Raw genomic sequence first — 12479 nt, 5'->3', positions numbered from 1 at the left:
GGCGGGCGGCCCCGCGACGGTTCAGCGGAACGCCTCGACGTTGCGGGCCGCCCAGGCGGCGAACGGGGCGGCGGGCCGGCCGAGCAGCCGCTCCACGGCCGTTCCCACGGCCTGTTCCTCGGGAGTGGGCTCGCCGAGGACGGCCAGCGTGCCCGCGGCGACCGCGGGAGGCATGAGGCGGAGCATCTGCGCGTGGGCCTCCTCGCGGCTCTGCTCCACGAACGTCACCGGCTCCCCGAGCGCCTCGGCTATGGCGGCGGCCCGTTGCCGGGGGGTGGTGGCCTCCGGACCGGTCAGGGTGTAGGTGGCGCCGTCGTGCCCGCCGTGCCCGTCCGTGCGCAGCACGGTCGCGGCGGCCGCCGCCACGTCCCCCGGGTCGACGAACGGCAGTGCCACGTCGGCGAAGGGCGCCGTGACGGTGCGGTGGCGGCGGACCGGTTCCGCCCAGGCCAGTGCGTTCGACGCCAGCCCGCCGGAGCGCAGGACGGTGAAGGGCAGCCCCGATCCGGCGACGGCCGACTCGAAGCCGGCGGCGTGCGCGTAGGTCTCCGGCCGGGTGCCCACGCCCTGCGTGGACAGCAGCACCACATGAGCGACTCCGGCCGCGGCGGCCCGCCGCAGGACGCCGGCCGGGTCCTCACCCGCCACGAGCAGGAACAGGGCTTTGGCGCCCTCGAGTGCCGGGACGAGGCTCTCCGTCCGCCCGATGTCTGCGGCCACGGCCCGTACGCCGGGCGGCACGTCCCCGCCGCCGATGCGGCGCGCGACGGCGGTCACCGGGGCTCCGCTCCGGGCCAGCTCGGTGACCAGTGCGCGTCCGACGTTCCCCGTGGCGCCCGTGACGACGATCATCGTGACTCTCCTGTGTGAGTTAGTTGACTGACTTAGTCGAGACCTTAGTGGCCGCCCGCCCCGGCTGTCCATCCCTTTACTATCCTCAGTCAGGTGACTGACTCAGAATCCGCAGAGTTCGAGGTGCCGCGAGCTGGCCGGTCCGCGCGCGGCGGCAAGCGTGAGCGACTGGTGGACGCGGCCGTCCGGGTCTTCCACGAGCAGGGCGTGGAGAAGACGACCCTGGCCGACATCGCCCGCGCGGCCGACGTCCCGCTCGGCAACGTGTACTACTACTTCAAGAGCAAGGACCGGCTGGTCGAGGCCGCGGTGGACGCCCACCGCGACCGGCTCGGCGCGCTGACGGGCCGGCTGGACGAACTCGCGGACCCCGCCTCCCGGTTGAAGGAGCTCGTCGCCGGCTGGGTCGGGCAGCGTGAGACGGCGGCCCGCTTCGGCTGCCCCTTCGGCACCCTCGCCACCGAACTCGACAAGCGCGACGACGGTCTGGACGTGGCCGCCGCGAAGGTCATGCGGGCCCTGCTCGACTGGGCGGAGTCCCAGTTCGCCCAACTCGGCCGCTCCGACGCCCGGGCCCTGGCCGTCGACCTCGTCGCCGCCTACCAGGGCATGTCCGTCCTCACCAACACCCTGCGCGACCCGGACCTCATGGCGGCCCAGGGCGAACGGCTCCGGTCCTGGATCGACGGCATCGCCGGACGGTAGCCCGGACCCGTCCGGCCGACGCGGCGGTGGCCGCGCTCGCATCCGGACAATCTCCGGCCGGTGAAACGGGGCGCCGGCGCCCCTGGCGCGCGTCCGTTCTCCGTGTGCGCGCGTCCGGCATCCGGACGTGCGGCAGGGTCTGCCACCAGTGCGGGAGATCCCTCCGGCACGTGCTGACCGGACTTGCCGGCGTGGCAGGTCGAAGCGGAGCACCGGTGATTGCGGAAGGTCCTGAACAGGCCACCCGTGAAGGGCTCTTGAGCCGGATGGTGATTACCCGGTGATCGGAGGAGGGAAGTTTCCGGGAGTCATCGGCACGTGATCTTCACCGGTCTGCCCCGGCAGGGGCGCGTGCCGCCCGATCGCCCCCGAAAGGAGGTGCAGTGATGAAGCTCCTCTTCGCCATCCGCAACCGGGTCGCCGCCACCAAGAGCCTCAAGGCCAACGCCTGGTACCTCTGGTACTGATCCCGCTCGCGCGCGGCCGGGACGACGTCGTTGTCCGGCCCGGGCCCGGTCACGGCCCGGCGCCGGGCAGCGGCGCCCGCCGCGCCGCCTTCGCCGACGTCCCCGCAACGGAGCCTGAATGCCGCCGTCATCCGCAGCGCTCGCGCGCACCACCGTGTTCGCCCCGCGGCTCGCCGCGCTCATCGGTGACCACCTGGGCCGGGACGTCTTCCGGCTGGAACCCGACACGATCGGCGTCGCCGGACACGAGGTCGCCGACCGCATCCTCGCCGCGCGCCGCGCCACGGAGACCGAGCGGCCCACCTTCAAGCCGCTGCACGGGCGTTCCATCACCCGCAACGAGGCCTCCACGGTCACCCGCACCGTCGGCCACGACGTGCGCGAGGCACTGGCCGGCCCGCTGCCCGGCGATGCGGACCTGGCCGGCTCCTGGCCGCTGCGGGGACACCTCTTCCTGCGCGACCTCATCCTCGGCCGGGACCCCTACCGGCTGCGCATGCTGATGAGCCGCAACCTCGAACTCACGCCCAAACTGACCTGGTCGGTGATCGCGGTCGGCGCCGCCCTGCCCGGCTGGCCCCGGCCGGGCGACCGGCTCACCGGCCTCGCCGGACGGGCCGCGCAGGCGAAGGGCTACCAGGAACGCCGGTACGCGATGGGCATGTACCGCAGGGCGGCGGCCCCCGTGTGCTTCACCGTCTCCACGCTCGTGGCCAACGCCCTCTGGCTCGGTTCGCCCTTCGGCGACGGCACGTCCAACCGGGGCGTCATCCTGGAGTCCCTGCGCCTGCTGCCGCCCTCGTGGAACATACTGCGCAACGCCTCGCCCGAGTACCCCGCCATCGACGACCGCATCGGCGCGCGTGACGACGTCCTGTTGCTGCCGCTGCTCTCGCACCGGGACCCGGCCCTGTGGGAGGACCCGGACACCTTCCGCCCCGACCGCTGGGACGACCTGGACCCCGACACCGCCCCCGGATACCTGCCCTTCGGCCACTCCTCGGAGCGCTGCTGGGGCAGGCACATGGTCATGCCCCTCGCCGAACTGCTGCTGGACCTGGTCCGCGGGGCCGGCCTGGTGGTCGACCCCGCACAGCGGACCGGCAGGGTCCCGCTCCTCGGCCTGCTGGGAGTGGAGGACGTACGGCTGGTCCGGCCGAGCTGACGGCCCGGGCGGCGGCGCGTGCGGCGCGCGCCCGCGGTCTCACGTGGCCAGGTCGCGCTCCTCGGCCGGCACCGGCAGTACGACGATGCGCTGGACGGCCCGGCTGAGGACCAGCACGCCCGCCACGATGAGCAGGGCACCGCACGCCTCCGGCACGAGCCACCAGCCGGTGCGGACGCGTTCGTCGAACAGGACGATGCCCAGGGCCAGGCTCACCGTCGCGTCGCCGATGGTCAGCGCGGGCTGTGCCGCGGCCAGGGGACCGGCCTGCAGCGCGTTCTCCAGCAGGAGCACGGAGACGACGCCGGCGAGCGCGAAGCCGTACGTCTGCCAGGACCGCAGGAACGCCGTGAAGCCCTCGTCGGCGAACGTGCCGCTCGCCGACTTCAGCAGGGCCGCGGTCAGGGCGTTGCCCGTCGCGGAGGCGGCCGCCAGCAGCGCGGCGCGCCGGGCCGGCGGCCGTCCCCGCCCGGCCAGGAGCACCGCGGCGGCCATCGCGCCCGCGCACAGGCACAGGGCGGGGATCCACCGGCCCAGGGACGCCTGGCCGGTCGCGCCGTGCGGGGCGGCGGCCACGAGCAGGACGGCGAGGCCCGCCACGCAGCCGCCGACCCCCCACCAGCCCGCGTGGGGCAGCTTCCGGTGCATCAGCGGGGCGGCGACGAGCAGCGCGAACGGCAGCTCCAGGATGAACAGCGGCTGCACCAACGCGAGCGGGCCGTTGACCAGGGCCAGGCTCTGGAACAGGGCGGCGCAGACCACGCCCGCCATGCCGATCACCCAGACGGGCCGCCGTACCAGCTCCGCGAACAGCCGGATGCCGCCTCGGCTGCTCGCCGAGGCCGCCTTGCGCTGGAAAGCGGTGCCCACGGCGTTGCTCGCCGCTCCCGCGACGGCGAACGCCGCGGCCAGTTCGATCACGACCGTCTCCTGCCTGATGGCAGACCTCCCGGGGGAGGGCCGGCTGCCCCTTCAGCCTACGGAAGGCGACCCCGCCGGACGAGCCGGACGAGTCGGACGAGCCGGACGAGCCGAACGAGCCGAACGAGCCGGACGAGCCGGGTGGGCCCGACGAGCCGGACAGGCCGGGTGGGCGCGACGAGATGGACGAGATGGACGAGATGGACGAGCTCATCCGGGGTACCAGCCCCGCGAGGCCGGTCGGTGAGGGACGAGGAGGCGTGGATGACGCAGGCGGTCCGCGAGATCATGACCTGCAACCCGGTCGCGGTGGGGCCGGAGACCCCGGTCTGCGAGGTCGCCGCCCGCATGCGGGACGAGGACATCGGCGCGGTCCTGGTCTGCGCCGGCGAGCGGCTGCGCGGGCTGGTCACCGACCGGGACCTCACCGTGCGGATCCTCGCGGACGGCGGGGACGTGAGCGGGCGGACGGTGGGCGAGGCGTGCAGCAGCGAACTGGTCACCGTGGCCCCGGACGACGACGTGGACCGGGCCGTGCAGCTGATGCGGGGCAAGGCGCTGCGCAGGCTCCCGGTCGTCGAGGACGGGTGCGTGGTGGGGATCATCGCCCTCGGCGACGTGGCCAAGGAGTACGACCCCGAGTCCACACTGGGCCGCATCAGCGCGGCCGGACCGACCCGCTGACGGCCGGACCGTGACGGTGCCGTCCGGTGCCGTCCCGCGCCGTCACGCGTCGGCGGCAGGGGCGCCCGTCCCGTGCCGGGCCGCTCGCGGGACGCTCACCGTCGTCGTGACGCGCACCAGCGCCGGGGCCCGGGGGGTCGAGCCGAAGCCGAAGCGGACGGCGGGGTCGACCGGTGCGAGACCGCCGAGGTCGCGTCCCTCGTGGAGCGCGCTCGCCGCGGTGATCGGGCGCAGGTCGCGTGCGCCGTACCACTCGCGCCGGCCGCCGCCCGCGCTCCCGCGGGTGCGCGCGCCCAGCAGCACACGGGCGACCGGGTCGGTCACCACCGTCCACGAGGGCCGGGCCGCCAGTGCGCCGGGGACGGCCCGCAGGGCGAGACCGGGCAGGCCCCTGCGGCCGACGGTCAGGCGCAGCCCGAGCAGCTCACCCGCCGTGACCGTCCAGTGGTCCGCCCCGACCTGAACCTCCACCGGCACCACCCGTACCTCGTCGAAGGTGTAGGTACGGGCGATGAAGTCCGCCGTGCGCCTGTCGGGCGCCAGCAGCAGGCGGTGGCCGTCGGCCTGTTCGAGCATCACGTCGCTGAACGGGCCGAAGGGGGAGCCGGGCCAGTGGCCGAGCACCACGCGTGTCCCCGACTTGGTGCCGATCCCGGCGATCCAGCCGTCGAAGCGCCATCGCGAGGGTCGGCCGGGGTCGCGCGCGAACGCGTTCACGCGCACCGGCTCCCCGTACGGGCGGGCGGCGAAACCCGGCTCATCCGCCCCACACCGACCAGGGCGCCGCGCCCTGCGCGGCCATGAGGACGGCGAGCACGACGAGGTCCGCGATGCCCAGCCCCAGGCCGAGGAACGCACGGAAGCGGCGTGGCGTGTCACGGCGCAGGGCGATGAGGGCCAGCACGATGGCGAGCGGCCCGAGGACGAGATTGAGTACGAGCAGCCCGACGAGTCCGAGGACGAAGGAGGCCACGGCCATGCCTTCGGTGTCGCGCAGGCCCGTCCGGGCGGAGGGAGGAGCGGTCAGCCGCATCGTCAGGCCCTCCTCGTCCGGTCACGCCGCCGCCGTTCACGTCCCGCGAAGACGGCGAGCCACAGGGCGATGGCCGAGCCGAGTACCAGCGTGACGGGCCAGGGAAGGTAGGCGGCCGTTCCCACCACGATGCCCAGCAGAAGCAGGGCGACGACCAGGAAGAGCATCCCTACCTCCCCGGCCCGGTGACGGTGACGGTGGCGGTGCCGGCGGCCGCGGACGGCGGTGCCGTCGCCGGCCTCGGGGCCCCGTGCCCGGCGGTGCTCGTGTGCCTCGTCGTTCCGTGCGGCGGCTTCCGCGGCCGCTTCCTCAACGCGTTCATGACATCGCGGGTTTCCCGTGAGCGCCGGCTCACGCGGCCGTTCGCCGGCACCGGCGTGTTCTCGCCGTTCCGGTGGCGGCGAACGGCTCACGTGGCGCGCGTCCCGCCGCCCCGGCGGATGCGGCCGAGCAGGTCCCGGTGGTAGGCCGCGAGCCGGCCGGCGGGCACCGGGGCGGGACTGCCGGTGAGGGTGTACCAGGTGTCGGAGCCGGAGCGCTGGATGGCGACACGCACGCTGCGACCGTCGGACAGGAGGATGGTCGCCACGGTGAGGTCGCCCGTGAGGACGCCGGCCTCGTCGGTCATCGCTCCGCCGGGACCCGCGGTGACCCGGTCGACGTAGCTGTTGACGGCGGGAGGGTTGTTCATGAGCGGCAGGTTTCCATCAACCCGGCCGGCGCGCCCCGCACCGCGCAGGTGTCCTCGCCCCCTGTCCCCGGTTGGGCGTGTGCCCGGACGCCGGGCGGACGTCAGCCGAACAGCGGGAACCGGTCCGCCGCGGCGCCCAGGGCCGCGCGCTCGGCGCCGGTCAGCGCGGCCCGGCCGGTGCCCACGCGCGCGTAGTGCGCGTCGCCCCATTCGGGCAGGGCGGGCCGGCCGAGCAGCCCGTCCATCGTGGCGCGCACCGCCGCCAGTCCCTCGGGCGCGGGCCCCGGAGCGTGCGGGAGCCCGGTGGTCAGGTCGAGATGGTGGATGGTCGCCTCCACCGCGAGGGTGGTGATCAGGTCACCGGCCGTCAGCACGTGCCCCTGCGTGGTCACGTGCCGCGCCGGGTCGGCCGCCCGCGCCGCGTGCACGACCGCCGCCAGCGTCTCCAGATAGAGGCCGCGAAGCTGGCCGAAGTCCAGGAACATGCTGGCGTTCACCCGCGCCCAGCGCCGGCCGTTCGCCGCCCCGGTGGTGTTCGGCCGCCAGTCCTGCCAGTACGTCACCGCGTCCCGGTCGGCGGGCCCGTCCGCCGGTGTGTGCAGGGCCACCAGCCCGCGCTGGGCGTCCTGCAGGCAGTGGAAGACGAGGTCGCGCACCGCCCAGCCCGTGCAGTCGGTCGGCAGCCACGACTCCTCGTCGCCCAGGTCCGCGACGGCCGCCGCGGCGGCCCCGTACGCCGCGCGCAGCGTTCGCGCCGGCGTCGTGTGCTCGATGGTCATGCGTCCCCCTGTCATTACCGGATGACGTGTCGTCGGCCAAGGCCTGACGCATCGTAAGCACACGCATCGTACGCACACCGCGTCGCCGGCGGCTGCCCCCGAGCCCTCCCGGCGCCGCCCTCCCCGTGACCGCCCTGCCCGTGCCGCCCCGCCCGTGACCGCCCGGCCGGGCGCCGCCCTCCCGGCACCGCCCGCCGTCAGTCGACCGGCCAGGTGTGCGCCGGGGCGTTGAGGTGCATGTAGTCGATGTAGAGCTGCGTCATCCGCCGCAGCGCCTCATGGCGGCCGGCGTGCGTGGTGGCGTCGAGGTGGTGGAACATCTCCTTCTGCCACACCGCCCCGTTGCGCGCGGTCACGCAGCGCTGCTCGATGATCCCGAGCAGCGGCTCACGCCACGCATCGTCCATGCCGGAGTGCTCCAGGCCCCGGTGCGCGAGCGGCAGCAGGCGGCGCAGCACCAGCTCCGGCACCGGCACCTCGCCCATCCCGGGCCAGTACAGCCGGGCGTCGATGCCGTGCCGGGCGGCGGTGTGCAGGTTGTCCTCGGCGGCCGCGAAGGACATCCGCGACCAGACCGGCCGGTCCTCCTCCACCAGCGCCCGGGTGAGCCCGTAGTAGAAGGCCCCGTTGGCCAGGGTGTCGGCTACGGTCGGGCCGGCGGGCAGCACCCGGTTCTCCACCCGGATGTGCGGCACGTCGTGGGAGACGGCGTAGACCGGCCGGTTCCAGCGGTAGATGGTGCCGTTGTGCAGCGTGAGTTCGCCCAGTTCGGGGATGTCACCGCGGTCCAGCGTCTCCGCCGGGTCCTGTTCGTCGCACAGGGGGAGCAGCGCGGGGAAGTAACGGAGGTTCTCCTCGAACAGGTCGAAGACGCTGTTGATCCAGCGCTCCCCGAACCACACCCGGGGGCGCACCCCCTGCACCTTGATCTCCTCCGGCCGGGTGTCGGTGGCCTGCTCGAACAGCGGGATACGGGTCTCGTGCCACAGCTCCTTGCCGAACAGGAACGGCGCGTTCGCCGCCAGCGCCACCTGGACGCCGGAGATGGCCTGCGCCGCGTTCCAGTACGGCGCGAACTCCTCGGGCGACACCTGGAGGTGGAACTGCGTGCTGGTGCACGCGGCCTCCGGGGTGATCGTGTCCGCGTAGGTCCGCAGCCGGTCGGCGCCGTCCACCTGGATGCGCAGGTCCTCGCCGCGGGCCGCGAAGACCTGGTCGTTGAGCAGCCGGTAGCGCGGGTTCTCCGACAGGGTCTCCTCGCCGATGTCCTCCTGCCGCAGCGTGGGCAGGATGCCGATCATGATGAGCCGGGTGCCGACCGACCGGGCCCGCTCGTCGGCGTGATTGAGCGCGGCACGGATCTCCGACTCCCACGCGTCGGGGCCGCCCGCCGTCAGCCGCCGGGGCGGGACGTTGATCTCCAGGTTGAACCGGCCGAGCTCGGTGGACCAGGCCGGATCCGAGATCGCCTCCAGCACGTCGGTGTTGCGCATCGCGGGCTCGGCGGCGTCGTCGACCAGGTTCAGCTCGATCTCCAGGCCGACCTGGGGCCGCTCGGACTCGAACCGTGCCTCGCGCAGCATCTGCGCCAGCGTGTCGAGGCACTCCTGCATCTTGATGCGGTACCGGCGGCGGTCCTCGCGGGTGAAGACGAGCGCCGGGACGTCGCGCCCCATCGGCCCTCCAGGTTTCCCCTCGTCGGACACCTCTCCCCATAGCGTCGCACCATCGCGCGACCCGCACCATGCGGTGACAGCGGCCCCTGGCGCGCCGCCCGCCCCGCGCCGGTGTTCCCGGCGCTCCCGGCGAAAGGCACTCCGGGTGTCCCCGGCGGAAGGCGCTCCCGGTGTTCCCGGCGAAGGAGGTTTCCTGCCAGGAGTGGACAGGGCCAGGCAGCGTGCTTAGGCTTTCCGTCCAGATTTGGAAATTGCGTCCAGAGTGTTCGAGGGGGCCGTGTGGGCGACACCGTGGAGGCCGACGAGCACCTGCTCCGGGAGGCCGAGAAGATCGCCGTCGCCCTCGGCCGCATGTTCCCCGGGCTCTGCGAGGTCGTGCTGCACGACCTGCGGGACCCGGACCACGCGATCCGGGTGATCGAGAACAACCTGTCGGGACGTCAGGTGGGCGACTCGGCGACCGAGCTGGGGCTGGCCCGGATCGCCGACCCCGAGTACCCCGGCGTCCTCCAGAACTACCCCAACCGGTTCCCCGACGGGCGCCCGGCGAAGAGCACCTCCATCGGCATCAAGAACGCGGCGGGAGAGTACGTCGCGGCGCTCTGCCTCAACCTCGACATCTCCGTGCTGTCCCCCGTGACCCTCACCCTCGCCGGCCTCGTGGCCACGGACACCACGCACCGCGACCGGCCCCCGGAGACGCTGCGCGACCGCAACGCGCGCGAGCTGCGCCGGGCGGTGGAGGAACTGTCCGCGCGGCGCGCCGCCGCCCCCCGCTCACTGAGCCGGGAGGACAAGAGGGCGCTCGTGCGACAGCTCCACCAGGACGGCTACTTCGACTCGCGGGACGCCGCACAGACCATCGCGGACCTGCTCGGTGTGTCCCGGGCGACGGTCTACAACTACGCGAAGTAACGAGAGGACACCGCCATGGCCGCCCTGCCCGTGACGTTCGACGACGTCCGTGATGCCGCCGCACGCCTCGAAGGCGTCGCCCACCGCACCCCCGTCCTCACCTCCCGCACCCTGAACGCCCGTGTCGGCGCCGAGGTGTTCGTCAAGTGCGAGAACTTCCAGCGGGTCGGAGCCTTCAAGATCCGCGGCGCCTACAACGCCGCCGCCCGGCTCTCCGAGGAGCAGCTGGCCAGGGGAATCGCCGCCTACTCCTCCGGCAACCACGCCCAGGCCACCGCCCTGGCCGCGAGGGAACTGGGGACCAGCGCCGTCATCCTGATGCCCGAGGACGCCCCCCGTTCCAAGCGCGAGGCCACCGCGGGGTACGGGGCTGAGATCGTCACCTACGACCGGTACACCCAGGACCGCACCGCCCTCGGCGAGGCACTGGCCGAGGAACGCGGACTCGCCCTCATCCCGCCCTACGACCACCCCCATGTCATCGCCGGTCAGGGCACCGCCGCACTCGAACTCCTCGAGGAGACCGGCCCGCTGGACGCCCTCGTCGTACCCGTAGGGGGCGGCGGTCTCATCGCCGGCAGTGCCGTGACGGCCAAGGCGCTGCACCCCGGTGTCCGGGTCATCGGCGTGGAGCCGGAGGCGGGTGACGACACCAAGCGCTCGCTGGAGAGCGGCGCGCGCGTCACCGTGCCGGTGCCCCGCACCATCGCCGACGGGCAGGCCCTGCCCACCCCCGGCGAGCTCACCTTCGCCGTCAACCGGCGGCTCGTGGACGCGATCACCCTCGTCAGCGACGCGGAGATCGTCGACGCCATGCGCTTCGCCTTCGAACGCCTGAAGATCGTCCTCGAACCGAGTGGCGCCGCGAGTCTCGCCGCCCTCCTGGCGGGCCGCCTCGAACTGCCGCCGCGCGTCGGCATCATCGCCTCCGGCGGCAACATCGACACCGAGCGGTTCACCCGGCTCGTGAGCGGCTGAGCCGCCGGCTCCCGGCCCACCCCGTTGTCAGTCCCTCCCCCTACGGTTCGATCAGTGAGGACCTGCCGGAACGGCCGCGGGTCCGTCCTGGGGAGGGGTCTGCCATGTCCACGGCGTCCACGGTGTCGACGACGTATCTGGAGCTGTCGCAGGAGGGCGGGGGCGCCCACAAGTTCTACGAGGTCACCATCGCCGGCACGGTGGTGACGGTGCGTTACGGGCGGATCGGTGCCGCGGGACAGACCCAGACGACGACGTTCCCGACCGCGGAGAAGGCGCAGGCCGCCGCCGCGAAGAAGGTGGGGGAGAAGGTCCGCAAGGGATACGCCCCGGCCGTCCAGGGGCAGCGGGCGCCGCGCGCCGTGACCCGCCGCCAGGTCAGCTCGGCACCGTCCACCGCCGGGGCCGTCGCGCCGGTCCTGTGGCGGTTCCGCACCGGCTCGGCGGCGTTCGGCATCCATGTCGACGACGACCGCTGCTGGGTGGGCAACCAGAACGGTGACGTCTACACCCTGGACCACGAAGGTGCCGTCCTGGCCCGGTTCAGCCTCCCGGACGGCGTGAAGTGCCTGGTCGCCGACGACTTCTGGATCTACGCCGGCTGCGACGACGGCAAGGTCTACGACCTGTCCTCCAAGCTGCCGTTCGCCGCGTACGACATCGCCGCCGACGTCGACATCTTCTGGCTGGACATCCACGAGGGCATCCTCAACGTCTCGGACCGCGCGGGCCGGCTCACCGTCATCGACCACGAGGACGAACACCAGTGGGCCCGCCGCAGCCGGGGCGAGCACGCCTGGATGATCCGTGCCGACGACCGCGCCGTCTACCACGGCCACCTCGCGGGCGTCACCGCCTACGCCCCGGACGGGGGCGGCGAGTTGTGGCACACGCCCACCCGGGGCGGCGTTCTCTTCGGCTGGCAGGAGGACGACGCCGTGTACGCGGGCACCGCGCAGCGCGTGGTCCAGCGGCTGTCGAAGGCGACCGGCGCCGTCGAGGCGACGTACGCCTGCGACAGCGCCGTGTACTCCTGCGCCACCTCGCCCGGCGGGCGGTTCGTCTTCGCCGGTGACGCCGCCTCGTCCGTGTACTGCTTCGACCGGCACGGCACCCGGCTGTGGAAGCTCGGCACGGGCGGCGGCTCGGCGCTGTCGATGCAGTACCGCGACGAGCGCCTGTACCTGGTGACCACGGACGGCTCGCTGGTGTGCGTGGACGCGAGCGAGGCGGCCATCACCGCGGCCCAGCAGGGCACCGTCCCGGTCGTGCGGGACGTCAAGCTCGCCGCCGCCCTGCCGACCTACGCGCCCGCCACCGCCGTGGCCGCGGTGGCCACCGTGACCGGGGCCCCGGCCGGATCGATCGTGGTCGAGTGCGTCCAGCAGGCCGGCCGGCTTCGGGTGCACGTGGTCTCGGAGGGCTACGAGCCGTCCTGGAACGTCCAGTTCCCCCGCGCGATACGCGAACCGGGCGCCCGCTACGTCGTGGACGCCCTCCACCCCGCGGCAGGCGGTTTCTACCGGGTCCGCGGCGACATCCGCCGCCTGCTGTGACGGTCCGTCACATGGCCCCGGCGAGCGGGCCGGCAGGGCGCCGCCCGTCCGGCGCAC

At 73.7% G+C, this 12479-nt stretch carries 15 protein-coding genes; 7 read left to right on the top strand and 8 right to left on the bottom strand.

The features are described 5' to 3' along the window. Positions 1–21: 21 nt before the first annotated feature. Positions 22–852: an SDR family oxidoreductase gene (locus tag IE177_RS27125; protein ID WP_190018071.1), complete on the bottom strand. Its 831-nt coding sequence runs from the start codon at positions 850–852 to the stop codon at positions 22–24. Between the two features lie 93 nt (positions 853–945). On the opposite strand from IE177_RS27125, the gene IE177_RS27120 reads away from it, so the two are divergent. The 3 genes from IE177_RS27120 (at position 946) to IE177_RS27115 (ending at position 3189) form a co-directional block, all read left to right on the top strand. After that, positions 946–1557, top strand: coding sequence for a TetR/AcrR family transcriptional regulator (locus tag IE177_RS27120; protein ID WP_229816289.1), 612 nt, complete (start codon positions 946–948; stop codon positions 1555–1557). A gap of 386 nt (positions 1558–1943) precedes the next feature. Continuing rightward, the gene (locus IE177_RS35860; protein WP_358268116.1) at positions 1944–2024 is read left to right on the top strand and encodes a tryptorubin family RiPP precursor; all 81 of its coding nucleotides are present in this window, start codon (positions 1944–1946) and stop codon (positions 2022–2024) included. A gap of 118 nt (positions 2025–2142) precedes the next feature. After that, the gene (locus tag IE177_RS27115) at positions 2143–3189 is read left to right on the top strand and encodes a cytochrome P450 (RefSeq protein WP_190018070.1); all 1047 of its coding nucleotides are present in this window, start codon (positions 2143–2145) and stop codon (positions 3187–3189) included. 39 nt (positions 3190–3228) lie between these two features. Here IE177_RS27115 and IE177_RS27110 read toward each other — a convergent pair whose 3' ends face one another. Further along, positions 3229–4110: a DMT family transporter gene (locus tag IE177_RS27110; protein ID WP_190018069.1), complete on the bottom strand. Its 882-nt coding sequence runs from the start codon at positions 4108–4110 to the stop codon at positions 3229–3231. A gap of 264 nt (positions 4111–4374) precedes the next feature. Between IE177_RS27110 and IE177_RS27105 the strand changes: the two genes are divergently transcribed. Beyond that, positions 4375–4794: a CBS domain-containing protein gene (locus tag IE177_RS27105; protein ID WP_190018068.1), complete on the top strand. Its 420-nt coding sequence runs from the start codon at positions 4375–4377 to the stop codon at positions 4792–4794. A gap of 42 nt (positions 4795–4836) precedes the next feature. On the opposite strand, the gene IE177_RS27100 is transcribed toward IE177_RS27105, so the two are convergent. The 6 genes from IE177_RS27100 to IE177_RS27075 all read right to left on the bottom strand — a co-directional run bounded on the left by IE177_RS27100 (position 4837) and on the right by IE177_RS27075 (position 8973). Next, a complete protein-coding gene (locus IE177_RS27100; protein ID WP_190018067.1) occupies positions 4837–5511 on the bottom strand; it encodes a hypothetical protein in 675 nt (224 codons plus the stop codon). A gap of 40 nt (positions 5512–5551) precedes the next feature. Beyond that, complete coding sequence (locus IE177_RS27095) at positions 5552–5827, bottom strand: DUF4190 domain-containing protein (RefSeq protein ID WP_190018066.1); 276 nt, start codon at positions 5825–5827, stop codon at positions 5552–5554. 2 nt (positions 5828–5829) lie between these two features. Further along, complete coding sequence (locus IE177_RS27090) at positions 5830–5994, bottom strand: hypothetical protein (protein WP_190018065.1); 165 nt, start codon at positions 5992–5994, stop codon at positions 5830–5832. A 242-nt stretch (positions 5995–6236) separates the two neighbouring features. Beyond that, positions 6237–6518 carry a hypothetical protein gene (locus IE177_RS27085; RefSeq protein WP_190018064.1) on the bottom strand — a complete coding sequence of 94 codons (282 nt, stop codon included), beginning with the start codon at positions 6516–6518 and terminating at the stop codon, positions 6237–6239. Between the two features lie 101 nt (positions 6519–6619). After that, positions 6620–7297, bottom strand: a complete 678-nt coding sequence (locus IE177_RS27080; protein ID WP_190018063.1) for a maleylpyruvate isomerase N-terminal domain-containing protein — start codon at positions 7295–7297, stop codon at positions 6620–6622. Between the two features lie 197 nt (positions 7298–7494). After that, the gene (locus IE177_RS27075; protein ID WP_190018062.1) at positions 7495–8973 is read right to left on the bottom strand and encodes a glutamate-cysteine ligase family protein; all 1479 of its coding nucleotides are present in this window, start codon (positions 8971–8973) and stop codon (positions 7495–7497) included. Between the two features lie 279 nt (positions 8974–9252). On the opposite strand from IE177_RS27075, the gene IE177_RS27070 reads away from it, so the two are divergent. From IE177_RS27070 to IE177_RS27060, 3 genes are all read left to right on the top strand, one after another. After that, positions 9253–9888, top strand: a complete 636-nt coding sequence (locus tag IE177_RS27070; RefSeq protein ID WP_190018061.1) for a helix-turn-helix transcriptional regulator — start codon at positions 9253–9255, stop codon at positions 9886–9888. Between the two features lie 15 nt (positions 9889–9903). After that, positions 9904–10866 (top strand): threo-3-hydroxy-L-aspartate ammonia-lyase, encoded by a 963-nt coding sequence (locus IE177_RS27065; protein WP_190018060.1) that lies wholly within the window; start codon positions 9904–9906, stop codon positions 10864–10866. 104 nt (positions 10867–10970) lie between these two features. After that, positions 10971–12422 carry a WGR domain-containing protein gene (locus IE177_RS27060; protein WP_190018059.1) on the top strand — a complete coding sequence of 484 codons (1452 nt, stop codon included), beginning with the start codon at positions 10971–10973 and terminating at the stop codon, positions 12420–12422. Positions 12423–12479 lie beyond the last annotated feature (57 nt).

The organism is Streptomyces lucensis JCM 4490 (assembly GCF_014650035.1).
Lineage (GTDB): Bacteria > Actinomycetota > Actinomycetes > Streptomycetales > Streptomycetaceae > Streptomyces > Streptomyces lucensis.
The sequence above is the reverse complement of the archived record's forward strand: the minus strand, read 5'-3'. Positions and strand labels throughout refer to the sequence as shown.